This is a genomic window from Azospirillum canadense (genome assembly GCF_025961225.1).
GTDB classification, from domain to species: Bacteria; Pseudomonadota; Alphaproteobacteria; order Azospirillales; family Azospirillaceae; genus Azospirillum; species Azospirillum canadense.
Window position 1 is genome coordinate 1,088,836 of record NZ_JAOQNG010000010.1, and the last position, 25,969, is coordinate 1,114,804.

General features: G+C 68.6%; 26 protein-coding genes. 13 read left to right on the forward strand and 13 right to left on the reverse strand.

Features of this window, described 5'->3' with window-relative positions; translation table 11 throughout:
- Positions 1-22 precede the first annotated feature (22 nt).
- The 3 genes from gatA to M2351_RS40895 form a co-directional block, all read right to left on the reverse strand.
- Positions 23-1,504, reverse strand: coding sequence for an Asp-tRNA(Asn)/Glu-tRNA(Gln) amidotransferase subunit GatA (gene gatA, locus M2351_RS40885; RefSeq protein WP_264661683.1), 1,482 nt, complete (start codon positions 1,502-1,504; stop codon positions 23-25).
- Entirely contained in the window at positions 1,504-1,791 is a 288-nt protein-coding gene (gene gatC / locus M2351_RS40890) for an Asp-tRNA(Asn)/Glu-tRNA(Gln) amidotransferase subunit GatC (protein ID WP_209763458.1), read from the reverse strand. The genes gatA and gatC overlap by 1 nt, the downstream gene beginning before the upstream one ends.
- Before the next feature lie 74 nt (positions 1,792-1,865).
- On the reverse strand, positions 1,866-2,384 hold the full coding sequence (locus M2351_RS40895; protein WP_264661684.1) for a GNAT family N-acetyltransferase: 519 nt from the start codon (positions 2,382-2,384) through the stop codon (positions 1,866-1,868).
- 96 nt (positions 2,385-2,480) lie between these two features.
- Between M2351_RS40895 and ruvX the strand changes: the two genes are divergently transcribed.
- Positions 2,481-3,014 carry a Holliday junction resolvase RuvX gene (gene ruvX / locus M2351_RS40900; protein WP_264661685.1) on the forward strand — a complete coding sequence of 178 codons (534 nt, stop codon included), beginning with the start codon at positions 2,481-2,483 and terminating at the stop codon, positions 3,012-3,014.
- Between the two features lie 62 nt (positions 3,015-3,076).
- Here ruvX and M2351_RS40905 read toward each other — a convergent pair whose 3' ends face one another.
- The 4 genes from M2351_RS40905 to M2351_RS40920 form a co-directional block, all read right to left on the reverse strand.
- The gene (locus M2351_RS40905) at positions 3,077-3,910 is read right to left on the reverse strand and encodes an FTR1 family iron permease (protein WP_264661686.1); all 834 of its coding nucleotides are present in this window, start codon (positions 3,908-3,910) and stop codon (positions 3,077-3,079) included.
- 79 nt (positions 3,911-3,989) lie between these two features.
- A complete protein-coding gene (locus M2351_RS40910; protein WP_264661687.1) occupies positions 3,990-4,340 on the reverse strand; it encodes a cupredoxin domain-containing protein in 351 nt (116 codons plus the stop codon).
- A gap of 126 nt (positions 4,341-4,466) precedes the next feature.
- Positions 4,467-4,925 carry a GFA family protein gene (locus tag M2351_RS40915; RefSeq protein WP_264661688.1) on the reverse strand — a complete coding sequence of 153 codons (459 nt, stop codon included), beginning with the start codon at positions 4,923-4,925 and terminating at the stop codon, positions 4,467-4,469.
- A 4-nt stretch (positions 4,926-4,929) separates the two neighbouring features.
- The gene (locus M2351_RS40920; RefSeq protein ID WP_264661689.1) at positions 4,930-5,151 is read right to left on the reverse strand and encodes a DUF1127 domain-containing protein; all 222 of its coding nucleotides are present in this window, start codon (positions 5,149-5,151) and stop codon (positions 4,930-4,932) included.
- Positions 5,152-5,319: 168 nt separating this feature from the next.
- On the opposite strand from M2351_RS40920, the gene M2351_RS40925 reads away from it, so the two are divergent.
- From M2351_RS40925 to topA, 7 genes are all read left to right on the forward strand, one after another.
- Positions 5,320-6,285: a transcriptional regulator GcvA gene (locus M2351_RS40925; protein ID WP_264661690.1), complete on the forward strand. Its 966-nt coding sequence runs from the start codon at positions 5,320-5,322 to the stop codon at positions 6,283-6,285.
- Between the two features lie 154 nt (positions 6,286-6,439).
- Positions 6,440-7,402, forward strand: coding sequence for an aspartate carbamoyltransferase catalytic subunit (locus M2351_RS40930; protein ID WP_264661691.1), 963 nt, complete (start codon positions 6,440-6,442; stop codon positions 7,400-7,402).
- Entirely contained in the window at positions 7,395-8,690 is a 1,296-nt protein-coding gene (locus tag M2351_RS40935) for a dihydroorotase (RefSeq protein WP_264661692.1), read from the forward strand. Before M2351_RS40930 ends, M2351_RS40935 begins: the two co-directional genes overlap by 8 nt.
- A gap of 4 nt (positions 8,691-8,694) precedes the next feature.
- Positions 8,695-9,291 (forward strand): glycerol-3-phosphate 1-O-acyltransferase PlsY, encoded by a 597-nt coding sequence (gene plsY, locus M2351_RS40940; RefSeq protein ID WP_264661693.1) that lies wholly within the window; start codon positions 8,695-8,697, stop codon positions 9,289-9,291.
- An 80-nt stretch (positions 9,292-9,371) separates the two neighbouring features.
- Positions 9,372-9,827 carry a DUF6326 family protein gene (locus M2351_RS40945; protein WP_264661694.1) on the forward strand — a complete coding sequence of 152 codons (456 nt, stop codon included), beginning with the start codon at positions 9,372-9,374 and terminating at the stop codon, positions 9,825-9,827.
- 64 nt (positions 9,828-9,891) lie between these two features.
- Positions 9,892-11,013, forward strand: a complete 1,122-nt coding sequence (gene dprA / locus M2351_RS40950) for a DNA-processing protein DprA (protein ID WP_264661695.1) — start codon at positions 9,892-9,894, stop codon at positions 11,011-11,013.
- Positions 11,014-11,066: 53 nt separating this feature from the next.
- Positions 11,067-13,880, forward strand: coding sequence for a type I DNA topoisomerase (gene topA, locus M2351_RS40955; RefSeq protein ID WP_264661696.1), 2,814 nt, complete (start codon positions 11,067-11,069; stop codon positions 13,878-13,880).
- 22 nt (positions 13,881-13,902) lie between these two features.
- Here topA and M2351_RS40960 read toward each other — a convergent pair whose 3' ends face one another.
- On the reverse strand, positions 13,903-14,574 hold the full coding sequence (locus tag M2351_RS40960) for a TIGR02117 family protein (protein ID WP_264661697.1): 672 nt from the start codon (positions 14,572-14,574) through the stop codon (positions 13,903-13,905).
- A 125-nt stretch (positions 14,575-14,699) separates the two neighbouring features.
- Between M2351_RS40960 and rnr the strand changes: the two genes are divergently transcribed.
- The 3 genes from rnr (at position 14,700) to rpmG (ending at position 19,027) form a co-directional block, all read left to right on the forward strand.
- Positions 14,700-16,949, forward strand: a complete 2,250-nt coding sequence (gene rnr / locus M2351_RS40965) for a ribonuclease R (RefSeq protein ID WP_264661698.1) — start codon at positions 14,700-14,702, stop codon at positions 16,947-16,949.
- 230 nt (positions 16,950-17,179) lie between these two features.
- Positions 17,180-18,691, forward strand: coding sequence for a S41 family peptidase (locus tag M2351_RS40970; protein WP_264661699.1), 1,512 nt, complete (start codon positions 17,180-17,182; stop codon positions 18,689-18,691).
- A gap of 168 nt (positions 18,692-18,859) precedes the next feature.
- Positions 18,860-19,027: a 50S ribosomal protein L33 gene (gene rpmG / locus M2351_RS40975; RefSeq protein ID WP_012974790.1), complete on the forward strand. Its 168-nt coding sequence runs from the start codon at positions 18,860-18,862 to the stop codon at positions 19,025-19,027.
- Between the two features lie 114 nt (positions 19,028-19,141).
- On the opposite strand, the gene M2351_RS40980 is transcribed toward rpmG, so the two are convergent.
- The 5 genes from M2351_RS40980 to M2351_RS41000 all read right to left on the reverse strand — a co-directional run bounded on the left by M2351_RS40980 (position 19,142) and on the right by M2351_RS41000 (position 24,527).
- On the reverse strand, positions 19,142-20,557 hold the full coding sequence (locus M2351_RS40980) for a PleD family two-component system response regulator (RefSeq protein WP_264661700.1): 1,416 nt from the start codon (positions 20,555-20,557) through the stop codon (positions 19,142-19,144).
- Positions 20,558-20,587: 30 nt separating this feature from the next.
- Positions 20,588-21,001, reverse strand: coding sequence for a response regulator (locus tag M2351_RS40985; RefSeq protein ID WP_319801972.1), 414 nt, complete (start codon positions 20,999-21,001; stop codon positions 20,588-20,590).
- Between the two features lie 193 nt (positions 21,002-21,194).
- A complete protein-coding gene (locus tag M2351_RS40990) occupies positions 21,195-22,331 on the reverse strand; it encodes a GAF domain-containing sensor histidine kinase (RefSeq protein ID WP_264661701.1) in 1,137 nt (378 codons plus the stop codon).
- Between the two features lie 265 nt (positions 22,332-22,596).
- The gene (locus M2351_RS40995; protein WP_264661702.1) at positions 22,597-23,349 is read right to left on the reverse strand and encodes a GGDEF domain-containing protein; all 753 of its coding nucleotides are present in this window, start codon (positions 23,347-23,349) and stop codon (positions 22,597-22,599) included.
- A 197-nt stretch (positions 23,350-23,546) separates the two neighbouring features.
- Complete coding sequence (locus M2351_RS41000; RefSeq protein ID WP_264661703.1) at positions 23,547-24,527, reverse strand: 2-hydroxyacid dehydrogenase; 981 nt, start codon at positions 24,525-24,527, stop codon at positions 23,547-23,549.
- A 93-nt stretch (positions 24,528-24,620) separates the two neighbouring features.
- Here M2351_RS41000 and M2351_RS41005 point away from each other — a divergent pair, with 93 nt between their 5' ends.
- Positions 24,621-25,508: a cell envelope integrity EipB family protein gene (locus M2351_RS41005; protein WP_264661704.1), complete on the forward strand. Its 888-nt coding sequence runs from the start codon at positions 24,621-24,623 to the stop codon at positions 25,506-25,508.
- Positions 25,509-25,646: 138 nt separating this feature from the next.
- Positions 25,647-25,871, forward strand: a complete 225-nt coding sequence (locus tag M2351_RS41010; RefSeq protein WP_264661705.1) for a hypothetical protein — start codon at positions 25,647-25,649, stop codon at positions 25,869-25,871.
- Positions 25,872-25,969: the final 98 nt, after the last annotated feature.

Consider the following 25,969-nt stretch of genomic DNA (forward strand, 5'->3'; position numbering starts at 1 on the left):
CGGTCTGCTCTCTCGATCCGGCTCAGGCCATGAACGGCGGGGTGGCGGTGACGGCGGCGGCCTTCTCGATGACTTGGCCGACGCGCAGCACGGTCTCTTCGTCGAAGGGCCGGCCAAGCAGCTGGAGACCCAGCGGCAGGCCGTCCGACCCGACGCCGGCCGGAACCGACATGCCCGGCAGGCCGGCCAACGAGGCCGGCACCGTGAACACGTCGTTCAGGTACATCTGGATCGGGTCGTCCATCTTCTCCCCGATGGCGAAGGCCGTGCTCGGCGCCGTCGGCGTCAGGATGACGTCGCAGCGCTGGAACGCCTCGTCGAAGTCCCACTTGATGCGCGTGCGCACCTGCCGGGCCTTGTTGTAGTAGGCGTCGTAATAGCCGGCCGACAGCACGTAGGTGCCGATCAGGATGCGGCGGCGGACCTCCTTGCCGAAGCCGGCGCCGCGCGTGTTCTCGTACAGGTCCTTCAGGTTGCCGCCCTCGACCCGCAGGCCGAAGCGGACGCCGTCGTACCGCGCGAGGTTCGAGGACGCCTCGGCCGGCGCCACGATGTAGTAGGTCGCCAACGCGTACTTGGTGTGCGGCAGGCTGATCTCGACCGGCTCCGCGCCGGCGGCCTTCAGCCACTCGATGCCCTGGTCCCAGATCGCGGCGATCTCGGCCGGCATGCCCTCCACCCGGTATTCCTTCGGAATGCCGACCTTCAGGCCGCGGATGTCGCCGGTCAGCGCAGCGCGGAAATCCGGCACCGGCATGTCGACGGAGGTGCTGTCCTTCGGGTCGAAGCCGCACATGGAGCGCAGCATGATCGCCGCGTCCTCGACCGTGCGGGTCATCGGCCCGGCTTGGTCCAGCGACGACGCGAAGGCCACGACGCCCCAGCGGGAGCAGCGCCCGTAGGTCGGCTTGATGCCGACGATGCCGGTGAAGGCGGCGGGCTGGCGGATGGAACCGCCGGTGTCGGTGCCGGTGGCGCCCAGCGCCGCGCGCGCGGCCACCGCGGCGGCCGAGCCGCCCGAGGAACCGCCGGGCACCAGCTGGCGCGACCAGTTGCCGACCTCGCCCGGGCTCCACGGGCTGATCACGTTGCCGTGGTGCGAGGTGATGTTGGCGGAGCCCATGGCGAACTCGTCCAGGTTCACCTTGCCCAGCATGACCGCGCCGTCGCGCCACAGGTTGGACGTGACGGTGGACTCGTACTCCGGCTTGAAGCCGTCCAGGATGTGGCTGGCCGCCGTGGTCAGGACGCCCTTGGTGCAGAACAGATCCTTCACCGCGATGGGCAGGCCTTCCATCGGGCCGGCCTCGCCTTTGGCACGGCGGGCGTCGGAGGCCTTGGCCATCTCCAGCGCCTTGTCCGGCGTCTCGGTGATGAAGGCGTTCAGCGGGCGGATCGTCTCCACCGCCTTGACGTGGGCCTCGGCCAGCTCGACCGCGGTGAAGTCCTTCTTGGCGAGGCCATCCAGCGCCCCCGCCATGGTCAGATGCGTAAGCTCGGCCATCACTCGACCACCTTCGGAACGACGTAGAAGCCTTCGGCCGTCTCCGGGCCGTTGGAGAGGACGGCGTCGCGGTAGCCGCCGTCCGTGACCTCGTCCTTGCGGCGGCGCAGCTTCTGCGCGGCCACGCTGGTCATCGGCGGCACGTTGCCCGTGTCCACCTCGTTCAGCTGTTCCACGAAGGTCAGGATTTGGCTCAGCTCACCCGCCAGGTGATCCAGTTCCTCTTCCGGCACCTTGATGCGGGCCAGATGCGCGATCTTGGCCACGGTGGCCTTGTCGAGCGACATGCCTTCCACTCTCTTCCGAAACGTCTGGAAAAACGGGTTGGAAGCTAACACCCGAAAACTGTCATCGCAATGATTCAGGCGGCCGCCCTGGTCGCTTCCCGGTGCCGACCTTCCCAGACCGCACGGTCCATGCGCAGGGTGAACAGGCCGATGCGCTCGCCCCAGGGGGTGGTGCGCTCCTCGATGGCGACCGGGACGAAGCCCAGCTTGCCGTACAGCACCAACGCCGGCGTGTTGGTGTTGAAGCAGCGCAGCACCAGCTCCGGCAGGCGGTGGTGGGCGAAGGCGCGGTCCATCATCACGTGCAGGATGTGCTTCGCCACGCCGGTTCCGCGGGCCGACGGGGCCACGCTGACGTTGCCCAGGCTGGCGCTCAGCCCCTCGTCGAACGTGGCGAAGTTGGCGTAGCCCACCACCGTGTCGCCCCGCAGGATGACGGTGGGGTCGCGGCGGATGTCCAGCGACTCCCGGATTTGCTCCGGGGTCAGGGGCCAGTTTGCCCGGGGAAACAGGTAGTAAAGCTCCAGCCGGTCACGCGGAAAGCCGCAGATGTGCGGTATATCGGCGTCGGCCAGAGCACGGTGGGTAAGCATCGCGGTGCTCCGGCTGTTTGCTTAGAAGAATAAGTATCTTCTTTGACAACTCAAGCGATCTTGCCGCAGGGCTGGGCAGCTTCTATGGTTGGTGACATGATTCACACGCTTCCCGAACTCGCCGCCCGCCTCGGTCGTGGCCAGCGGCTCCTCGGCCTCGATGTCGGCACCAAGACGGTCGGCCTGGCCGTCGCCGACCCGAACCTCGTCGTCGCCTCGCCCATCGGCACGCTGCGCCGAACCAAGTTCACCCAGGACGCGCGGGAGCTGTCGAAGACGATCCGCGACTACGGGATCGGCGGGCTGGTGATCGGGCTTCCGCTGAACATGGACGGTTCGGAAGGGCCGCGCGCGGAATCCACCCGGGCCTTCGCCAAGAACCTGATGGAGCGTCCGGACCTGCTGGGCTGGGAGGCGGAGATCGCCTTCTGGGACGAACGGCTGTCCACCTCCGCCGTGGAGCGTTTCATGATCGGCGAGGCTGACATGACCCGGAAGCGCCGGGACGAGGTCGTCGACAAGATGGCCGCCGCCTACATCCTGCAAGGCGCGCTCGACGCGCTGGCCCACCAGCGCCGCATGGCGCAGGAGGCGATGGAACAGGGCGACGAGGACGGCGGCGATGCCTGACACCGGTGACGCCGGCGCCGAAAAACCCTCTCCCGGCAAGGCCGGGAGAGGGTTTTTTTAATTCAGCGCGCGGCGGCGACGCGGCGGCTGTCCGACATCCCGCGGGTCCAGCGGGTCAGCAGCGTGATGGCGGCCACGACGGTGACGTAGACGATCAGCTGCAGTTCCGTCGGGCGGTCGGTGTAGCCGACCAGGACGTGCAGCGTGCGCCCGATCATGGTCGTCTCGTCCAGCAGCGCGGAGCTGTCCCACAGGATCGTCCCGCCGACGTTGGCGATGCCGGCCTGGGCCAGGAAGGCGACGGCCTGCGACGCCATGCCCGCGGCCAGCAGCGTGATCAGCCAGGTGGTGACGCCGAACAGGTGGCGCGTCGGGATTTGCAGCAGGCCGGCGTAGAGCAGCCCGGCGACCACGGCGCCCAGCGCCATGCCCCCGGCTCCGCCGATGGCGACCGTGGTGATCCCGCCGTCCTCCGACGCCAGGATGCCGGTCAGGAACAGCACGACCTCCGACCCCTCGCGCAGCACGGCCAGGCCGATGACCAGCGCCAGCGCGCCGAGCGAGCGGTTGCCCGAGGACACGTCGCGGCCGACCGCGGCCATCTCGCGGGCCAGCTCCTTGCCGTGCTGGGCCATCCACACGTTGTGCCAGCTGAGCATCAGCACGGCGAGCAGCAGGACGGAGGCATTGAACAGCTCCTGCCCGCTGTCGGCGAACTGGGCGCTGATCACGTCGGCGAAGGCGGCGACCAGGCAGGAGCCGGCGATGCCGCCGACGATGCCCAGCATGATCCAGCGCGCCCGCCCGGCCACGCCCTGCGTGGCGGCAAGCACGATGCCGATGATGAGACCGGCTTCGAGCACTTCGCGGAAGACGATGATGAGGCTGGCGAGCATCCGGCTCTCCTACGACCGAGCGACGGGGACCTTCTGCGTCGGGACCACCGGCCGCTGCGGCCGGTGACCGGGCGCGGCGTTACTGGGCGATCAGCACTCCCTGGGCGGTGCTCTCGTGGAACTCACCGAAGAAGGTGTAGCGGCCGGGCTCCAGCGGACCGACGGAGATGCGCGCCTGCTTCTTCGGGCCGATGATCTTCTCGACCTTCAGCGGCTTGCTCTCGAACTCCTCGGAACTGGCGTCCTGGTTGTCCACCACCAGGGTCACCTTCTTGCCCGCCGGGACAGTCACCTCGGCCGGCTCGAACTTGTGGTCCTTGATGACGATGGTGACGTCGCCGTCCGCGGCCGAGGCCGGGGCGGCCGGCACCAGGACGGCCGGCAGGGCCAACAGGACGCAAGCGACGAACGGGACGGCAAGACGACGCATTCTGGGAGACCTCACGGGGAAAGGTGCGACTGCTTCTGCAAATCATTCGCACCTTTTGTCGCAGAGGTCAATACCCCCACCGCGATTCCGGAATAAGCCCCACACGCGAAGGGTCTTCCGGTGCGGTCATGTCTCCGTCTTGGAGTGGTTGTCCGGATCGGTGCTGGCGCGGCGCAGCAGGCCGTCGTCCGGCAGGTCGTAGTAGTCTTCCTTGAAGTCGATCCAGATGTGCCGGTCGGCGCGCAGGCCGGTGGGCTCGTCCAGGCTGCCGGCGGTGACGTCGACGTTCGGGTTGCCTTCCCCTTCCCAGAACAGGCCGGAGCCGCAGCGCGAGCAGAAGCCCCGCCGCGCCCGGTCGGACGACGCGTACCAGGCCAGCGTGTCCTCCTGAACCACCCGCAACGCGCCGCGCGGGAAGGTGGTGTATGCGCCGACGTGGCTGTGCTGCCGCCGGCACTGCCCGCAATGGCAGAAGGAGATCGGGCCCGGCTGCGTCGTGATCTCGTACCGCACGCCGCCGCAGGCGCAGCCGCCCGTCCACACGCGTTCAACTCCTGCCTTGGCCCCAGCCACCGTCCCAGTCATCCGTTCATCCTTTCCAGAAGGGCTTCTCGGCCTCGTTCTCCGCGTCGGCGCGCGACAGGCCGATGTCGTGCAACAGATGGTCGGGCAAAGCCTCCAGGGCGAGGCGCTGCCGGCGCCGCTCGTTCCAGGTCGCGACCATGTCGAACAGGGCCACAACCGACCGACCAACGGAGGCCGCGCTGCGGGTAGAAGCACCAGCGGCAACCGTGTTCATGCTCTGCGTCATCGTGCATCTCCTCATCCGAAGGCGTTTCGTTCGAAGCCTTCGCTCCGGTGTCGAAACTGTGTTCCGTGAAGGGAGAATGGGCCACCCGCTTCTTGCGCACAAACGACGCTTTCTCATAGTCTGGATAAGGAAAACTAATCCGAAGCCCTCCAGACCCGAAGAGGCGAAATGCCGCGCCGCCTGCCCCCGCTGAACGCGTTGCGCGCCTTCGAATGCGCCGCCCGCCACCTGTCCTTCACCAAGGCGGCGGACGAGCTGCACGTGACCCAGGCCGCCATCAGCCACCAGATCAAGGGGCTGGAGGACTGGCTGGGCCTGCCGCTGTTCCGCCGCCTGAACCGCGCGCTGGAGCTGACGGAGGCTGGCGAGTCCTACCTGCCCGCGGTCAAGGACGCGCTCGACACGCTGTCCCACGCGACGGAGCGGCTTCTGCGCCGCGACGGCTCCGGCGCTTTGACCATCTCCACAATGCCCAGCTTCGCGGCGAAGTGGCTGGTGATGCGGCTCGGCCGCTTCCAGGGCCGCCATCCGGAGCTGGAGGTGCGGCTGCACACCACCTCGCAGATCGTGGACTTCAACCAGCAGGACGTCGACATCGCCATCCGCTTCGGCGCCGGCCGCTGGCCGGGGCTGCGCTGCGAACGGCTGCTGACGGAGGACATCTACCCCGTGTGCAGCCCGTCCCTGCTGGCCGGCGACCGCCCGCTCGCAAAGCCGGAGGACCTGCGCCACCACACACTGCTGCACGACGATTATTTCATCACCTGGGGCACCTGGGCCGACGCGGCGGGCCTGACCGGGCTGGACGTCACCCGCGGCCCCCGATTCGACGATTCGGGCCTGCTGCTCCAGGCGGCGACGGAGGGCACCGGCGTCGCGCTGGCGCGCGGCGTCCTGGTCGCCGACGACATCGCCGCGGGCCGGCTGGTGCGGCTGTTCGACGTCCATCTGCCGGGCGACTACGCCTATTACGTGGTGGCGCCGCCGCACCACTTCTCACGGCCCAAGGTGAAGACCTTCCGCGACTGGCTGTTCGAGGAGGCGGCCCCGACCGAGCGCGCCGCCCACCCCATCACGCAGCCGTCCCACCGCAAACCCTCCACCCATCAAACGCCGGACAGGGAGTTGCATTAGGCGGATAATAATCCGCCGAGGACCGCGACGGCGGGCCCGGTCGCACATGCGACCGAAGCCCGGCCGGCGTGTGAGGCCATATGAATCCGCAGCGAACAAAGTTCGCTGCGGGCGCGCTTGCGACCGCAACACGCCGCTCCTATAGTCCCGGCCCATGACCGGATCGCCCCACAGCAGCACGATCTTCGCGCACCGCCACCTCCTTGGCATCGAGGGGCTGACGGCGGGCGAGATCACCACGATCCTCGACCTCGCCAACGGCTATGTCGAGCAGAACCGCCAGCCTTCGAAGAAGTCGTCGCTCCTCGACGGGCGCACGATCGTCAACCTCTTCTTCGAGAACTCCACCCGCACCCGCACCAGCTTCGAGCTGGCCGGCAAGCGGCTGGGCGCCGACGTGATCAACATGTCGTCGGACGGCAGCTCGGTGAAGAAGGGCGAGACGCTGATCGACACGGCGATGACGCTGAATGCCATGCACCTGGACGCGCTGGTCGTTCGCCACGCCGACTCGGGCGCGGTGAAGTTGCTGGCCGACAAGGTCAACTGCTCGGTCATCAACGCCGGCGACGGCCACCACGAGCACCCGACGCAGGGCCTGCTGGACGCGCTGGCGATCCGCCGCCGCCTGGGCCACCTGGAAGGGCTGATCGTGGCGATCTGCGGCGACATCCTGCACAGCCGCGTGGCGCGCTCCAACATCCACCTGCTGAACGCCATGGGCGCCCGCGTTCGCGTCGTCGCCCCGCCGACCCTGATCCCCTCGCAGATCGACCGGCTGGGCGTGGAGGTCCACCACTCCATGGCGACCGGCCTGAAGGACGCCGACGTGGTGATGATGCTGCGCCTCCAGACGGAGCGGATGAGCGGCCAATACGTCCCCTCCACGCGCGAATACTTCTACTTCTACGGCCTGGACTACGAGAAGCTGTCGGTCGCCAAGCCGCACGCGGTGGTCATGCACCCCGGCCCGATGAACCGCGGCGTTGAGATCGACTCGGAGGTCGCCGACGACCTCAAGCGCTCCATGATCCTCGACCAGGTGGAGCTGGGCGTCGCCGTCCGCATGGCCGTCCTCGACCTTCTGACCCGTGACCGCCGGGGTTCCAATGTCTAATCGCGTCGCCTACCGCAACGCCCGCCTGCTCGACCCCGCCAGCGGCCTGGACCAGACCGGCACGTTGCTGACCGAGGGCGCGAAGATCGCCGATTTCGGTCCGTCGCTGTTCAACGACGGCGTTCCGGAGGGGATCGAAGCGGTCGACCTGCGCGGCCAGTGCCTCGCCCCTGGCCTCGTCGACATGCGCGTCCTGATCGGCGAGCCCGGCGAGGAGGAAAAGGACACCATCAAGAGCGCGTCGCGCGCCGCGGTGGCCGGCGGCATCACCGCCATGGTCCTGCTGCCCAACACCGACCCGGTGACCGACGAGGTGGCGAGCCTGGAGTTCATCGCGCGGCGCGCCCGCGAGGTGCGTCTGGTGAAGGTCTTCGCCTACGCCGCCGCCACCCGCGGGACGGACGGCAACGAGATCACCGAGATGGGCCTGCTGGCTCGCGCCGGCGCCGTGGCCTTCACCGACGGAACCAAGGCGATCACCAGCGCCAAGGCGATGCGCCGCGCGCTCAGCTACGCCAAGACCTTCGACAAGCTGATCGTGCAGCACCCGGAGGAGCCCAGCCTCGCCAGCGGTGGCATGATGAACTCGGGCGAGCGCGCCACGCGCCTCGGCCTCGTCGGCATCCCGCGGGAGGCCGAGATCATCATGATCGAGCGCGACCTGCGCCTGCTCGAACTCTCCGGCGGCCGCCTGCACTTCGCCCATGTCAGCACCGGCGAGTCGGTCGACCTGATCCGCCGCGCCAAGGCGCGCGGGCTGAAGGTCACCTGCGACACCGCCCCGCATTACTTCGCCCTGACGGAGACGGACGTCGGCGACTACCGCACCTTCGCCAAGGTCTCCCCGCCGCTGCGCGGCGAGATGGACCGCCGCGCGATCGTGGAGGGTCTGGCCGACGGCACCATCGACGCCATCGCGTCGGACCACACGCCGCAGGACCAGGATCAGAAGCGCCTGCCTTTCGCCCAGGCCGCCTTCGGCGTGATCGGGCTGGAGACGCTGTTCCCCCTGACGCTGGAGCTGGTGCACAAAGGAGCCCTGCCCCTGCTGAAGGCCCTGGCCTGCGTGACGGTGAAGCCCGCGGAAATCCTGGGCCTGCCGCTCGGCCGCATCGCCAAGGGTGCGCCCGCCGACCTCGTCGCCTTCGACCTGGACGTGCCGTGGCAGGTGGACGTGCACAAATTCAAGTCCAAGTCCAAGAACAGCCCCTTCGAGGACCGCCCCGTCCAGGGCCGCCCGCTGCGCACCGTCGTGGACGGCCGCCCCGTCTGGCAGTTCGAGGGCTGACGCGGTGACTCTGCTCATCTCGGCCCTGCTCGGCTACCTGCTGGGCTCGATCCCCTTCGGCCTGGTGCTGACGCGCCTGGCCGGCCTGGGCGACATCCGCAAGATCGGCTCCGGCAACATCGGCGCCACCAACGTCCTGCGCACCGGCAACAAGCCGCTCGCCGCCGCCACGCTGATCCTCGACAGCGGCAAGGGCGCGATCGCCACTCTCCTCGCCCAAGCCTTCTTCGGCCCGGACGCCGCCCTGATCGCCGGCGGCACCTCCATGCTCGGCCACACCTTCCCGGTCTGGCTGGGCTTCAACGGCGGCAAGGGCGTGGCGACCGCGCTGGGCGTCCTGCTGGCCGTGTCCTGGCCGGTCGGCGTCATCGCCTGCGCGACGTGGCTGGCAATGGCCCTCCTGTTCAAGATCTCGTCCCTGTCCGCCCTGACCGCGCTCGGCCTCAGCCCAATCGTCGGCTGGTTCTTCGGCGGTCCGCTGGTGGCGGCCCTATGCCTCTTCATCGCGGCGCTGGTCTACCTGCGCCACGCCGCCAACATCCGCCGCCTCCTGAAGGGTGAAGAACCGAAGATCAGCTTCGGGAAGAAGAAAGCAGCATAGCATTTCGTAAGTTGGGTGGAGTGGAGCGCAGCGCAACCTACGGCGCCTCCAATTCGAAGCCGATCCGCAGGGCGGACACAATGGACGACAACACAAACGGCGCAGGCGCACCAAAGGAAGGCAAGCGATTATCCCTCCTGTGGGTTTTCGCGATGCTCAACTACCTGTATTGCGACATTGTGACCCTCATGGATCCGGGCCAGCTGAAGCAGTTTCTCAGCGGGTCCGTCGAGGGCATGCAAATCGACCAGGCATTCCTGCTCGGTGCCTCGGTGCTGATGGAAATCCCGATCGCGATGGTCCTGCTGTCGCGAACGCTGGCGCACCGCCCCAACCGCTTGGCGAACATCATCGCAGGCACGATCATGACGGCCGTGCAACTCGCGACGCTGCTCTCCGGCACGCCCACGCCCTATTACATTTTCTTCAGCATCGTTGAAATTGCGACCACGCTGTTCATCGTCCAATACGCGTGGCGCTGGACGGTGCGGCGACCGGATCAGGATGATTGCGGAGTCCAGCCCTCGCGCGCGTAAAACCGTTCCTCCGCACACGCATGCATGTTGAAAATGGCACGGTTCAGGTTGTACAAAATGGCGCATGATTCAACCGCGCCGCACCCTTTCCGACGCCGAACGGTTCGACTGGCTCCGCCTGATCCGGACGGAGAACGTCGGGCCGATCACCTTCCACAGGCTGCTGGAGCGGTACGGCACCGCCCGCGCGGCGCTTGAGGCGCTGCCCGACCTCGCCAAGCGTGGCGGCCGGGCGAAGCCCCTGCGCATCGCCGCCAAGCCCGATGTAGAGCGCGAACTGCTCGCCAACGAACGCGTCGGCGCCCGCCTGCTCTGCTCCTGCGAGCCGGACTATCCGGAACCGATGGCCGCGCTGGACGATGCGCCGCCAGTCGTCTCGGTGCTCGGCCACGCGCATCTGCTGCGGCGGCGCGGGGTCGCCATGGTCGGGGCGCGCAACGCCTCCATGAACGGCAAGAAGTTCGCCGAACGGCTGGCGCGGGAGCTGGGGGAGGCCGGGCTGCTGGTCGTTTCCGGCCTCGCCCGCGGCATCGACACCGCCGCCCACGCCGGCGCGCTTGGCACCGGGACAGCGGCCGTGGTGGCGGGCGGCGTGGACATCGTCTACCCGCCGGAGAACGAGCGCCTCTACCGCGACATAGTGCAGCAGGGCGTGGTGGTGGCGGAGAGCCCGGCCGGCACCACGCCGCAGGCCCGCCACTTCCCGCGGCGCAACCGGCTGATCTCCGGCCTGTCGCTGGGCGTGCTGGTGGTGGAGGCGGCGCTGCGTTCCGGCTCGCTGATCACCGCCCGGATGGCGCTGGACCAGGGGCGGGAGGTCATGGCCGTGCCCGGATCGCCGCTCGATCCGCGCTGCCAGGGCACCAACAACCTGCTGCGCCAGGGGGCCGTTCTGGTGGAAAGCGTGGACGACGTCATCCGGGCGCTGGAAAGCCTGGCGCCACCCGCGGTGCGCGAGCGCCAGGGCGACCTGTTCGCGCCGCCGCGCCCCACGCCGCCGACCGAGTCGGAGCTGGAGCAGGCCCGCACCACCGTCTTGGAAAACCTGTCCCCAAGTCCGGTTGCCATTGACGAACTCGTTCGCGGGTGCCAATTGTCCGCACCGGTGGTGTTGACCGTCGTGTTGGAACTTGAGCTTGCGGGCCGGGTCCAGCGCCAGCCGGGGAATCAGGTGAACCTGATCTGATCCCGGTCCACACCACCGTTCGTGGGTAAAGGCACTATCAGGGGCGCGGACTCTTGCCGGGCAGCAACGTCGTCATCGTCGAATCGCCGGCCAAGGCGAAAACCATCAACAAATACCTTGGCTCGGACTACACCGTGGTGGCCAGCTTCGGCCATGTGCGCGACCTTCCGGCGCGCGATGGATCGGTGCGTCCGGACGAGGACTTCGCCATGGACTGGGAGCTGGGCGACCGCTCCAAGCGCCACATCGATGAGATCGCCAAGGCGGTCAAAGGGGCCGAGCGCGTCTACCTCGCCACCGACCCGGATCGCGAAGGGGAAGCCATCGCCTGGCATTTGTCGGAGCTGCTGCGCGAAAAGCGGCTGATCGACGACAGCAAGGTGCAGCGCATCACCTTCAACGAGATCACCAAGACCGCCGTCCAGGCCGCGCTGGAAGCCCCCCGCGACGTCTCGCAGGAGCTGGTGGACGCCTATCTGGCCCGCCGCGCGCTGGACTATCTGGTCGGCTTCACCCTGTCGCCGGTCCTCTGGCGCAAGCTGCCGGGCTCCAAGTCCGCCGGCCGCGTGCAGTCCGTGGCGCTCCGCCTGATCTGCGAGCGCGAATCGGAAATCGAGATCTTCAAGCCGCAGGAATACTGGACCATCGACGTGGGCTTCGCCACGCCGGGCGGTGCGGCCTTCACGGCGCAGCTGACCCAGCTGGACGGCAAGCGGCTCGACAAGTTCGCCCTGCCGACCCGCGAGGCGGCGGAGGCCGCGGTGGCCCGCATCCGCCCGCAGGCCTTCGCGGTCGCGACGGTGGAGCGCAAGCAGAGCCGCCGCAACCCCTCCCCGCCCTTCACCACCTCGACCCTCCAGCAGGAGGCCTCGCGCAAGCTGGGCTTCGGCGCCACCCGCACCATGCGGACCGCCCAGAAGTTGTACGAGGGCGTGGACATCGGCGGCGAGACGGTCGGCCTGATCACCTACATGCGAACCGACGGCGTCAGCCTCTCGCAGGAGGCGATTGAGGGCTCGCGCAGCCTGATCGGCTCCCATTACGGGGAGCGCTACGTCCCGGCCCAGCCGCGCGTCTACAAGACCGCCGCCAAGAACGCCCAGGAGGCGCACGAGGCCATCCGCCCGACGGACCTGTTCCGCCGGCCGGAGACGGTCGTCGCCTATCTGGAAAGCGACGAGCTGCGCCTCTACGAGCTGATCTGGAAGCGCACGCTGGCCAGCCAGATGGAAAGCGCGGTGCTGGACCAGGTCGCCGTGGACATCGCTTCACCCTCCAGGGACGTGGTGCTGCGCGCCACCGGCTCTGTCGTGGTCTTCGACGGCTTCCTGAAGGTCTACCAGGAGGACCGCGACGACGGAGCCGAGGACGACCAGCAGGAACGCCGCCTGCCCGCCATGGAGCAGGGCGACGACCTCGCCCGCGGCGACATCGCGCCGGAGCAGCACTTCACCCAGCCGCCGCCCCGCTACACCGAGGCGAGCCTGGTGAAGAAGCTGGAGGAGCTTGGCATCGGCCGGCCCTCCACCTACGCCTCCATCCTCCAGGTGCTGCAGGACCGCAACTACGTTCGGCTCGACAAGCGGCGCTTCATCCCGGAAGACCGCGGCCGTCTGGTCACCGCTTTCCTGAAGAACTTCTTCAACCGGTATGTGGAGTACAACTTTACGGCGGAGCTGGAAAACCAGCTCGACGACATATCCGATGGGCGGATCGACTGGAAGACGGTCCTGCGCGACTTCTGGCGCGCCTTCCACGTGGCGGTGGACGGCACCAAGGACCTGACCATCACCCAGGTGCTGACCACGCTGGACGAGGAGCTGGGCGCGCACTTCTTCCCGGCCAACACCAACGGCCCCGGCCATGACCCGCGCGTCTGCCCGGTGTGCAGCCAGGGCCGGCTGGGGCTGAAGCTCGGCAAGATGGGCGCCTTCATCGGCTGCTCCCGCTATCCGGAATGCCGCTACACCCGCCCGCTCGCCGTCGCCAACGACGAGGGCGGGGAGGCGCAAGAGGGCCCGCGCGAGCTGGGCGCCGATCCGGAGACCAGCCTGCCCGTCACCGTGCGGCGTGGCCCCTACGGCGCCTACATCCAGCTGGGCCCGGCCCCCGCCGCCGCGGCGCCCGCCGAGCTGGTCGAGGAGGCGCCCGCCGACGGCAAGAAGGGCAAGGGCAAGAAGAAGGCCAAGGTCGAGGAGCCGAAGCCCAAGCGAGTCTCCCTGCCCAAGGGCATGTCGGCCTCCGACGTGGACCTGGACACCGCGCTGAAGCTGCTGGCCCTGCCCCGCACCATCGGCAAGCACCCGGAGACGGGCGAGGAGATCAGCGCCGGCATCGGCCGCTTCGGCCCTTACCTGAAGCACGGCAGCGTCTACAAGTCGCTGACGCCGGACGACGACGTGCTGACCATCGGCATCAACCGTGCGGTGGACCTGCTGGCCGGTGCCGCCAAGAAGGCATCGGCGCCGGCCAAGACACTGGGCGACCATCCGAAGACCGGCAAGCCGGTCACCACTGGTTCCGGCCGCTTCGGCCCCTACGTCAAGCACGGCTCCACCTACGCCTCCATCCCCAAGGGAACCGACCCGGAGAGCGTGACGCTGGAGCAGGGGCTGGAATTGCTGGAGGCCAAGGCCGCCAAGGACGCCGCCAAGAAGGGCAAGGCGCCGAAGGACGCGGAACCCGCCGCCGCGGAGGGCGCCGAGGCGCCCGCGAAGGCGGAAAAGGCGACCAAGGCGAAGGCCGCGACCAAGAAGGAACCGGCCGCCAAGAAGGCCGCCCCTAAGAAGGCCGAGCCCAAGGCCAAGGCGGAGAAGGCGGAAAAGGCCGACGCGGAAAAGCCCGCCCCGGCCCGCAAGCGGGCCTGATGAACGGTGCCCGAAAGCGGGCCTAACGGACCCAGCGCATGACGCCGCCCTCCAGCGGCGTCCACGCGCCCACCGTGACACCCGCCGCGCGCAGGCCCTGGCCCGTCCATTCGTTGCAGGTGTCAATGGGGCTGTAGCGCCCGACCGCCTCGTAGAACAGGTCGGTCAGGCCGTAGCCGCTGCCGGGGAGCGGCCGGACCACCCCTCCCCCGTCCCGGCGAAAACTGCCCCGCACATAGTCCACCAGCGCCCGGTACTGCCCCTCCCGCAGGGTCAGCGCGCCGCAGTCCGGGCTGCCGGCCGGCGTGTAGAGGGCGTAGACGTGCATCACCGTCGGCCCGCCCCCGAACAGCGCCGACAGGACGGTGGCCGGGCGCAGATCCTCCCACCGGCGTGTCTCCACGTAGAAGGCTCGGTCGCCCCAACCGAAGGAAAAATGCGTCGTCCAGGGATCGGCGCCGGGAAAATCGCTGCGCCTCAGCTCCGTGGTCCAATCCATGCTTCGGCTAACGGCCGGTAGCACGAGGTCGGTGTGGACCCCGTTTGTGCAGACGAACACCTCAACCCCGTCCCGGACCGCTGGCTGTCCCTCGATGGCCACGCGGGCAAGCAGGGTGGCGGCGACCAGGTAAGCCCCTGCCGCCAATCCCATCACTCCCGCAAGCAGGGCCAACACGGTCCCGACCAGCTTCATGGATGCACTCCCGCCACGCTCCCGCTGGTTCTCGCGCGTGTTTGTGGCGGAAGCACGGCGTTGCGGTTGGATTCCCCACGCTCAGGGCTTACTTAAGCCATTCCCTCCGAACTCCCCGGACTCCCTTGAGCGACACGCCCCGCCGCACCGGCACCTTTCCCGACAAGGACACGATCCTCGGTTTCATCCGCGACAGCGCGACTCCGGTCGGCAAGCGTGAGATCGCCCGCGCCTTCAAGCTGTCCGGCACCGCCGACCGCGAGCGGCTGAAGGAGCTGCTGAAGGAACTTGAGGCCGACGGCACCGTGGAGCGCGGACGCGGCAAGCGCGTCGCCCCGCCGCAGTCCCTGCCGGAGGTCGCGGTGCTGGAGGTGTCCGCCGTCGACCCCGACGGCGAGGTGCTGGCCCGCCCCCTGACCTGGACCGGCGAGGGCAAGCCGCCGCGCATCTTCATGATGCCGGAGAAGAAGGGCCACCCCGCGCTGGCCGTGGGCGACCGCGTCCTGGCCAAGATCAGCCGAATCAACGACCGCCTCTACGAGGCGCGCACCATCCGCCGCATCGAGGGCACGGTCGGTCGCGTCCTCGGCGTCTACCGCCCGACTGCGGACGGCGGCCGCGTCATCCCCACCGACAAGCGCAACAAGACCGAGCTGATGGTCCTGCCGGCCAACCGCAACGACGCCGAGCCCGACGAGCTGGTGCTGGTGGACGTCCTGCCCGCCGGACGCCTCGGCCTGCCACAGGCGCGCGTGGTGGAGCGGCTGGGCCATACGGCGGAGCCGCGTGCCGTCAGCCTGATCGCCATCCACACCCACGGCCTGCCGACCGACTTCCTGCCCGCCGCGGTGCGCGAGGCGCAGGCGGCGTCCGTCCCCTCCCTCACCGGCCGCACCGACCTGCGCACCATCCCGCTGGTCACCATCGACGGGGCCGACGCCCGCGACTTCGACGACGCGGTCTGGGCGGAGCCGGACCCCGATCCGGCGAACGAGGGCGGCTGGCACCTGCTGGTCGCCATCGCCGACGTCGCCTTCTACGTACGCCCCGGATCCGCGCTCGACCGGGCCGCGTACGAGCGCGGAAACTCGGTGTACTTCCCGGACCGCGTGGTGCCGATGCTGCCGGAGGCGCTGTCCAACGACCTCTGCTCGCTCCGCCCGCAGGAGGATCGCGCCTGCTTCGCCGTCCATCTGTGGATCGACCGCCACGGCGCCTTGCTCCGGCACCAGTTCGTGCGCGGCCTGATGCGCTCCGCCGCGCGCCTGACCTACGAACAGGTCCAGGCCGCCCGCGACGGCGCTCCGGACGAGGTCACGGCACCGCTGCTGGAGACGGTCCTGCAACCCCTCTACGGCGCCTTCGCCTGCCTGTGGGCGGCGCGCGGAAAGCGCGGCACGCTTGAGCTTGACCTGCCGGAGCGGAAGGTCCGACTGGACGGCCGCGGGCGGGTGGCGGAGATCGCCCCGCGCGAACGCCTCGACAGCCACCGCCTGATCGAAGAGTTCATGATCTGCGCCAACGTCGCCGCGGCGGAAAGCCTGGAGAGCGCCGGCATGCCCGGCCTCTACCGCGTGCACGACCAGCCCTCGCCCGACAAGCAGGAGTCCCTACGGGAATTCCTGGGCGGCATCGGCTACGCCCTGCCCAAGGTCCCAACGCTGACGCCGTCGCACTTCACGCGCATCCTCGCCAAGGCGTCTGGAAAGCCAGAATCGCAGCTGGTCAGCGAGGTCATCCTGCGCAGCCAGTCGCAGGCCGAATACAGCCCGGAGAACATCGGTCATTTCGGTCTCGCACTGACCCGCTACGCGCATTTCACCTCGCCGATCCGGCGCTACGCCGACCTGATCGTGCACCGCGCCCTGATCCGCGCCCACGGGCTCGGCCCCGGGGGGCTGGACGACGCGGCGATGGCCGGGCTGGAGGACATCGGCGAACATATTTCGACCATGGAACGACGGGCGGCTGCCGCGGAACGCGACGCCGTGGACCGCTTCACCGCGGCCTTCCTGGCCGACCGGGTCGGAGAAACCTTCACCGGCCGGGTGTCCGGCGTCACCCGCTTCGGCCTGTTCATCCGCCTGGACGAGAGCGGCGCCGACGGGCTGATCCCGGCCAGCACCCTGCCCGACGACCAGTACGAGCATGACGAGCACGCCCACGCCCTGGTCGGCCAACGCACCGGCCGCGTCTACCGGCTCGGCGCGCCGGTCACGGTGATCCTGGTGGAGGCGGACCCGCTGACCGGAAGCACGCTGTTCGCCCTGCCGACAGACCAGGAAGCGGATCAACCGTTGCATTCCGGCCACCGGCCAAGCGCCCCGGTCCGGAAAACCCTGTCCGCAGCGCGGAAGCGCGACCGTGGCCGGTAGGCCACATCCATTGAGTTTCCGCAACAAAGGGGTAAGGCGCCGACTTTTGTCGCGTCCGACCCTTCATCCGAAGTGATATTCCTTGACCATTCGAATCCGGACGTTCCCCGTCCGGGTCCGCCTCTGGACAAGGAGGCCGCGTTCGGCGCGCCATGGGCATTCGCAATCGAGGATCTTCGCCGCGACGGCGCCTAGCTATCCCGCTCGCGGCAATCCCAATCGCAGCTGTCATGCTGATCTTCGGCCATCGGGGGGAGCCACCCCCGCCGGCCGCCGCCGCCGACGCTTTCTTCATCAGCGAACAGGTCTTCTCCGTCGCCTACGGCAAGATCGCCGAGGTGTACCTGCAACTGCCCGACTTCACCAAGCTGGGGCTGGACGGGCTGAAGGGTCTGACCACCATCGACCCGGCCACCCGCGTGGAGCGGTCCGGCAACGCCGTACGCCTGTACGTCTCGGACAATCAGGTGGGCGAGTACGCAGTGCCATCCGCGTCCGACGCAGCGGGCTGGGCCGCCCTGACCACCAAGGCGGCGGAGCGCGCCCGGCTCTATTCCCCCACCCTCTACCAGGCGTCGCCCGAACGGGTCTACCAAGCGGTCCTCGACTCGGTGATGGTGGACCTCGACGGCTACTCCCGCTACACCGGCACGCAGCGCGCGACCAGCGAGCGGGCGCAGCGTGAAGGCTATGGCGGCATCGGGCTGTCGCTGGAAACCAGCGCCAACCGCACGGTGATCCGCAACGTCCTGGCGCGCAGCCCCGCCGACCGGTCCGGCATCCGCGACGGCGACCAGCTCCTGGCCATCGACGGCGAACTCACCGCCAAGTTGACCGAGACGGAGATGCGCGACCGCCTGCGCGGCCCGACCGGGACCATGGTGCTGCTGACCATCGCGCGCGACGGCAACGCGCCGCGCCGCGCGCCGATCCGGCGCGAGCGCGTGGTGCCCAACACGGTCAGCATGTCGGTCACCGACCAGGTCGGCATCCTCAAGGTGGACCGTTTCAACGCGGCCACCGCCGCCAATCTGCGCGAGGCCACCATGGCCGCGCGCCAGAGCATCGGCAAGGGCCTGCGCGGCTATGTGCTCGACCTGCGCGGCAACCCCGGCGGGCTCCTCGACCAGGCGGTCGCCGTGGCCGACCTGTTCATCGCCCGCGGCAAGATCATCACCACCGAGGGGCGGCATCCGGACAGCCGGCAGCGCTTCGAGGCGGCTCCGGACGACATCGCGGACGGCCTGCCCATGGTCGTGCTGGTCGACGGACGGTCCGCCTCCTCGGCGGAGGTCGTCGCAGCGGCGCTCCAGGACTCCGGGCGCGCCGTGGTTGTCGGTGCGTCGTCCTACGGCAAGGGCAGCGTCCAGACGGTGACCCGCCTGCCGAACGACGGGGAGCTGTTCCTGACCTGGAGCCGCATCTACACGCCCGCCGGCTACACGCTGCACCGCCAGGGCGTCCAGCCCACGGTCTGCACCAGCCGCGGCGGACAGGACGACGCGTCCGCCCTGCTGACCGACCTGCGCGACGGCCGTGTCCGGCCCATGGCCCAGTTCGCCGGCTGGCGCGCGAAGGCGGCCGACGACGAGGACGCGCTGGCCCATCTGCGCGAAGCCTGCCCCTGGAAGGAGCATGAGCCGGAGCTGGACCTGAAGGTCGCGCTGCGCCTGCTGTCGGAACCGACCATGTACCAGCGCGCGGTGGCGCTCGCCTCCAGCAACACGGTGGCGGAACGCTGACGGTGAACGGGGCGCGTTTCCTTGCGTGTCCTGGCTCTTCACCCTGTGAATTACAAGGGCTTGTGGGTTACAAAGACTTGACATGGCGGCTGTAGCGGGTATCTTCCCCCGCTACGACGCCGCCCCGCCGGGCTGGCGGGTCACGGAATATTTGTCGGGATTGAGATCATGGCGAAGCAGAACACCGTCCTCATCAAGCTGGTGAGCACGGCTGACACCGGCTTCTTCTACGTGAAGAAGAAGAACCCGAAGAAGACCACCGAGAAGCTGTCGTTCCGCAAGTACGACCCGGTGGCGCGCAAGCACGTCGAGTTCAAGGAAGCCAAGATCAAGTAAGGTTTCCCGGAACCGCCGGAATCGAAAAGGCCGCCTCATCAGGCGGCCTTTTGCATTTTCAGGTCATCGCGCGCGACCGATGGCAAACCTCAGTGTCGCCCACCCCATCCCCCGCTATGGCGCGGGAGCGGGGGCGGCAACGCCCTGGAAGTCGGACCGCGGGTCGGCGATCACGCAGTTGCGCCCCGACCGTTTCGCCTCGTACAGCGCGTCGTCGGCGCGACGGATCAGCCCTTCCGACGAATCGCCCAGGCGCCCACCCACGGCGACGCCGATGGACACGGTCACCGGGACCGCCCCAACGTCGGCGGTCACCTTGAACATGCTGTTGGCGATGTGGTTGCGCAGCCGTTCGGCGACGGTCATGGCCGCCTCGACGTCGGTGTCCGGCAGGATGACAATGAACTCCTCGCCGCCGAGGCGGGCGACTAGGTCGAAGGTGCGCAGGTTGCGGCTGGCCCGGTTGGAGACCTCCTTAAGGACCTCGTCGCCGATGGTGTGGCCGAAGCTGTCGTTGACGACCTTGAAGTGGTCGATGTCGAACAGGAGGATCGCCACCGGCTTGTGGCTGTCGATGGCCCGCTCCAGCAGGCGCGGCAGGTGCGCGTTGACGTAGCGCCGATTGAAGACGCCCGTCAGGCTGTCGGTCAGCGCCATGGACAGGCTGTGCTCGTAATTCGCGCGCAGCCGCTCCTGGTACCGCTTGCGCCGGACCTGCGTGCGGGCGCGGGCCAGCAGCTCGTTCCGGTCCAGCGGCTTGATGACGTAGTCGTTGGCACCCAGCTCCAGCCCCTTGGCGACGCGGTTCAGGTCCCCCTCGTCCACCACCAGCAGGATCGGCACCTGCCGCGTGCGCTCGTGCGAGCGCAGCTGCGAGCACAGGCGCAGGCCGTCCTCGTTCATCAGCGTCAGGCTGATGACCACCAGGTCGAGGTCGTCGCTCAGCGCGCGCTCCAGTGCCTTGGCGCAGGTGTTGGCCGACATCACGTGGTCGTGGTCGCGCTTCAGCGTCTCCGTGATCTTCTCCAGATCGAGGAGGGAGTCCTCCAGCACCAGAACCCGCGCGCGCTCGAAGGATTCGTTGCGCAGCGTGCCGGACCGCTCGATGACGCCGAACTGGCCCGACGTGCTTTCGCGCATCCGCCATTCGTCCATCATCATCTTCAGACGGACGAGCGAGCGGACACGCGCGAACAGGGCGATGTCGTTGACCGGCTTCGTCAGGAAGTCGTCGGCCCCGGCCTCCAGCCCGCGGACACGGTCGGCCACGTCGGACAGGGCGGTCACCATGACGACCGGAATGTGCATGGTGTCGGGATCAGACCGGATCTTCTCGCACACCTCGAAGCCGTCCATCCCCGGCATCATGACGTCGAGCAGGACGATGTCCGGCGACTCCTTCCGCACCAGTTCCAGGGCTTCGGGACCGTTGTAAGCGGTGATGACGTCGAAATACTCGCGCGTCAATTTCGCCGCGAGCAGTTTCACGTTCGGCAAGACGTCGTCAACGACAAGGACACGCGCGGACATGGCGAGGTTCGACCGATCCCGTGGGTTTGGTTAGGTGAGAAACTTTTGAACGGATTGGAGGAACTTCGTCACCGAAATCGGCTTGGCGATGTAATCCTCGCAGCCGCCTTCCCGGATCTTCTCCTCGTCACCCTTCATGGCGAAGGCGGTCACGGCGATGATCGGAATGGATTTCAGCGCCTCGTCCTCCTTGATCCACCGCGTCACCTGCAGGCCCGACACCTCGGGCAGCTGGATGTCCATGAGGATCAGGTCCGGATGGTGCTCGCGCGCCAGAGCAAGAGCCTCCACCCCGTCGCGGGTCTGAAGGGTCTCATAGCCGTGCGCTTCCAGAAGATCGTGGAAGAGCTTCATGTTCAGCTCGTTGTCCTCCACGATGAGGACCCGTTTTACCGGCCTGACTTCCGCCGACGACATCGTGTGGCCTTTCGGTTCCGCGAGCATCGAACCCCTCCCAGGGCTGTCGCCCGTCCCGGACGTGGCGGCCACTCCCGCTGGCGGACGCGTCAGGGACCGGTATAACCCGATCACTGTCGTGCCGCGACGGTTAAATTGTCGTTACCATCGCCGCATCGCCACACAGCATTTATGGCGAATCGCCGTGTTGGCGTGGGAACGGGCGGTTCGCCCACCCCTGTTATGCGATCACGCGCTCTGCCGGGAATCGCAGCGCGACGCGGGTTCCCCGGCCCGGCGCGCTGTCCAGCGTCAACCGCCCGCCATGGGCCTCGACCAGCGACCGCACGATGGGAAGGCCCAGGCCGGTGCCGGTCCGGTTGCGGATCCGCCCGGACGGCACCTGACGGAAGGGCTCCAGCACCATCGCGTGATGTTCTTCGGCAATGCCGACTCCGGTGTCCACGACGGTGACGGACACCCCTCCGTGATCCGGCCCATCCTCCGTCCGCGCGATCTCAATCACGACCCTTCCGCCGGCCTCGGTGTATTTGACTGCGTTGGACACGAGGTTCAGCAGCATCTGGCGGAGCGCACGGCGGTCGGCGCGCAGCCGGGGCAACGGCCGCGGCAGGATGGCGTCGAAGCTCAGCCCGGCGGAGACCAGCGCGTGCTCCTGCAGGGCGTGGACCTCCGCGATGGACAGGGCGACGTCGACCTCGTCGTCGTGCAGATCGAACCGTCCGGCCTCGATCTTCGACAGGTCGAGCACGTCGTTGATGACTTCGAGCAGATGGGCGCCCGACGCCCGGATATTGCGGATGAAGTCGCGCTGGCGGTCGGTCAGCAGACCGGCATCCGCCTCCAGCAGGAATTCCGAATAGCCGATGATGGCGTTCAGCGGCGTGCGCAGCTCGTGGTTCACCTCGGTCAGGAATTCCGACTTCGTCCGGCTTCCGTCGTCGGGCCGGGCATTCGGCCCCGCCGCGCCTTTCAGCGCGCGGATCCCCAGGCTGACCGTATCGGCGACGGCCTCGGCCAAGGCCCGCTCCACCGGGGGCACAGACCGGGGCTGGCGGTGGTGGCCGAGGATCACCCCCCAGGGATTTCCCGCCACCGTGACCGGCACGCTGAGCAGGGCGCCAGCGTCCACCGAAATGGCGCCCGCCGGAATGCGGCACCCGAGGATCGACGGTTCGTCGGGGCCGAGCCGGTCCTCGGCGATCACCTCTCCGTCGCCGGCCGCGTCGAACCGGCAAACGGCCACCCGGTTCAGCCCTGTCAGGCGGCGCACCGTCCAGGCCGCGCGCGCCGCCAGTTCCTCGACGTCGGCGGCGTCGCGCAGGGCTGCGAATCCCGGCCGGATGACGTTCAGCATGTCCGCGATCCTCTGCCCATCGGGCCGCGGCTCACCCGACGGATCCGCGGCGACGGGAATCCCCGGGGGTTCGGCGGCACGAAGCGCCGGCGCGTCATCGGTGATGGTGGGGAGAGGCGAAGGATCGGTCAGGAGAGGCCCCGCTGTGTCGCAACGTCCGCGAAGCTGAGGCCGAAGGCGAGGTTCGGTCAAGGGCCGGCGAGGGGGTGCGACAGGCTGCCCCGCTCCGCTGCCCGCCGTATGTCGGGCGCCCGTCCAGACCGGCTCAGGCGGACGCGCGGCGGGTGGCCTTGCGATGGCGCCGCCGGCCCTTGTTCCCGTACATGTGGGCGTCGGCCTTGCGCATCACCTCGTCCTCGTGGTCGCCAGCACCATAGGCCTGGACGCCGAGCGAGAAGCGGATCGGCAGATCGGCGCCGTTCCAATGGAGATGCCAGCCCGTTGCCAAGTCCAGGAGCTGCTGCGCGCGCGCCGCGCCGGCGTCGGCGCTCACCCCGGTCAGCAGGATCGCGAATTCGTCGCCGCCGATCCGGGCGACCACGTCCTCGCGCCGGACGGCGGAGGCGATCAGGCGCGCGACCTGCCGCAGGTAGGAGTCGCCGGCGAGGTGCCCGTGGGTGTCGTTGATCCCCTTGAACCCATCCAAATCGATCATCACCACAACGCCGCAGCCCGTTCCGCCGGGAACGCCGCCGGGGGTGCCGCCAGGAACGCCGAGGCGCCGGGCCGCCGCCAGTTCCCGCCGGAAGTGGTCATAAAAGCCCCGGCGGTTCAGCAGCCCGGTCAGTTCGTCCGTCATGGTCAGGCTTTCCAGATGGGCGATCCGCTCCTGCTGCTCGGCGATGGTCGCCTGGGCGTCGGCCAGTTGCTGCTTCAGGAACTCCTGTTCGATCGGACGCGGCGTGCCGAGGCGCACCCCCCGCGGAACCGGCGTCCACACCCTTCCCTCATGCTGGTCGGCGGCGGTGGCGGCACCAGGATCCAGGGTGGGGTTCAGGGCGGCGGCGATGGCGTTCATGGGCGGGCTCCTCATGATCGGCGAAACCTACGCCAAGCCATCTCGCAACCCCTGTGCCAACAGTGAGTCAGCGCCACAACCCAGGATTCCCGCGGTTTGGCCCGCGCCGGGGCCGGTCCGCGCCCCGGCAGCATTTTCCCACCTCCACCCAAGTCGGCAAATTTTTATCGGTATTTTATTCAATTCCGTTTCTAATTTTAGATAACTCGGTCGGGCGGCTCGGCGCCGGCGAAGAAGGCGTCCAGATTGTCGAGCGCCTTGAAGCCCATGGCGTTGCGCGTCTCCACCGTCGCGCTGCCGAGGTGGGGCAGCAGGAAGGCGTTGTCCAGGGTTCGGTAGTCCGGGTGCAGCCTCGGCTCGTTCTCGAACACGTCGAGCCCGGCGGCGGCGATCCGGCCGCTGCGCAGCGCGGCAATCAGGGCGGCGTCCTCCACCACGCTGCCGCGGGCGGTGTTGACCACGATGGCCCCCGGCGGCAGCCGGTCGATGCGGGCGGCGTTCAGCCAGTGGGTGGTTTGCGCCGTGGCCGGGAAGTGCAGCGACAGCACGTCGCTGACCGCCAGCATCGCCTCCGGATCGGCGTGGAAGACCGCCCCCTCCTCCAACTCCGCCGGCAGGCGCTTGCGGTTGCTGTAATGGATGGTCATCCCGAAGGCGCGGGCGCGCCGGGCGACCGCTTGTCCGATCCGCCCCATGCCGACGATGCCCAGCCTCTTCCCGCCGAGGTGGGTGCCGAGCAACTGCGTCGGCGTCCAGCCGGTCCAGGCGTCGGCGCGGATCATCCGCTCGCCCTCCGACGCGCGCCGGGCGGCCCCCAGCATCAGCAGCAGCGCGATGTCCGCCGTTGCGTCCGTCAGGACGTCCGGCGTGTTGGTCACCACCAGCCCGCGCGCCTTCGCCGCGGCCAGGTCGATGTGGTCGGTCCCGACGGAGAAGGTCGCCAGGATGCGCACGCCGGCCGGCAGCGCCGCGATGGCCTCCGCGTTCAGCCGGTCGCCGGCCGCACACAGGATGCCCTGGACGCCGTCGGCCCGCGCCACGAGGTCGGCGGCGCCGAGCGGCCTGTCGTCGGCGTTCAGACGGGCATCGAAATCGCGCGCCGCGCGGGCTTCCACGGCGGCGGGCAGGCGCCGGGTGACCAGCAGGGTTGGCCGCGAAGCTTGGGCGTCGGTGCTCATGAGTGTATTCTCCCGTTTCCGGTTATTCGGGTGGTCGGGCCTTCCGATCCGCCACCGAAACACCCATAATCCATCCGACGACACCAATCACCCGTGGAACTCGCCTTGCAGAACCGCCGCTTCGCCGCCCGCCTCGCCCTTAGCGCGACCTTCGGCGCGTTCCTGGTGACCTCGGCTTCCCTGCTGGCCCTGGCGAAACCGGCCGAGGCGGCACCGGGTACGCCCCCGTCCGGGTCGGCCCTTTCCGGATCCGCTGGCAACATCCTGCCGCACCGCGCGGTCTACAAGATGTCGCTCCTGTCGGCGCGCAACAGCTCCAAGGTGACGGACGTGCGCGGCCGCATGCTGTTCGAATGGGCCGACGCCTGCGACGGCTGGACGACCGAGCAGCGCTTCCAGCTGCGCTTCGCCTACTCGGAGGGCGACGAGATGGCGATGAACACCAACTACACGACCTGGGAGGCCAAGGACGGACAGCGCTACCGCTTCAACGTCCGCAAGCTGATCAACGGCGAGGTCGACGAGGAGGTGCGCGGCGAGGCGGTTCTGGACAAGGACGGCAGCGGGTCCGCCAGCTTCTCCAAGCCGGAGCCGCAGGAGATGAAGCTGCCCGACCAGACCATGTTCCCGACCGCCCACACGCTGGCGATCCTGGACCATGCCGGGGCGGGCGAGCATTTCTTCAACCGGATCGTCTTCGACGGCGCCGACTCCGAAGGCGCCACCGAGGTCTCCACGGTCATCGGCACCGCCGCCGAGGCCAAGGAGGACACGACCGACCCGCTGCTGAAGGGCAAGACGGCCTGGCCGGTGCGCATGGCTTTCTTTCCGCTGAAGAGCGACGCCGCCCAGCCGGAATACGAGATGAGCCTTCGCCTGCTGCAGAACGGCGTCGCCGAATCCATGCAGATCGACTACGGCGATTTCACCGTCAACGCGGTGCTGGAGAAGATCGAGGCCCTGCCGAAGTCCGGTTGCTGAGCCCGGCTGGCGAGCCCCTCCCTCGGCCGTTCACCTGCGCTTTACCATATTTTGAGGAAGCCCGGCTAAGCATGGTCGCGCCGGCCCGCACCCACTTGGCGTTGCGGGACGCGCAACGATGGCACGAGAGGGTTCGTGATGAGCAAGAAGCAGGTTCAGGTCGGCCAGGTGTTCCAGACCGTCGGCGCGACCAACGGACGGTGCTGGCGCGTGAAGGCCACCGTGGTCCTGTTCGGGATCCCGCACGCCCAGGTCGTCAGCACGGAGGACGAGGGCGACTACAAGACGCTCAGCTGCCTCGTCCTGACCGACACCAACTTCTACCGCCTGGTCCCGCCGCCGCCCGGCAGCGTCGCGGCCTGAGCGGACCAAACAACCTGAGCGGACCAAACAAAAAGCCCCTCGTCCACGCGGACGAGGGGCTTTTTGTTGGACCCCCTCTCCCCCTTGGCAGGAGGAGA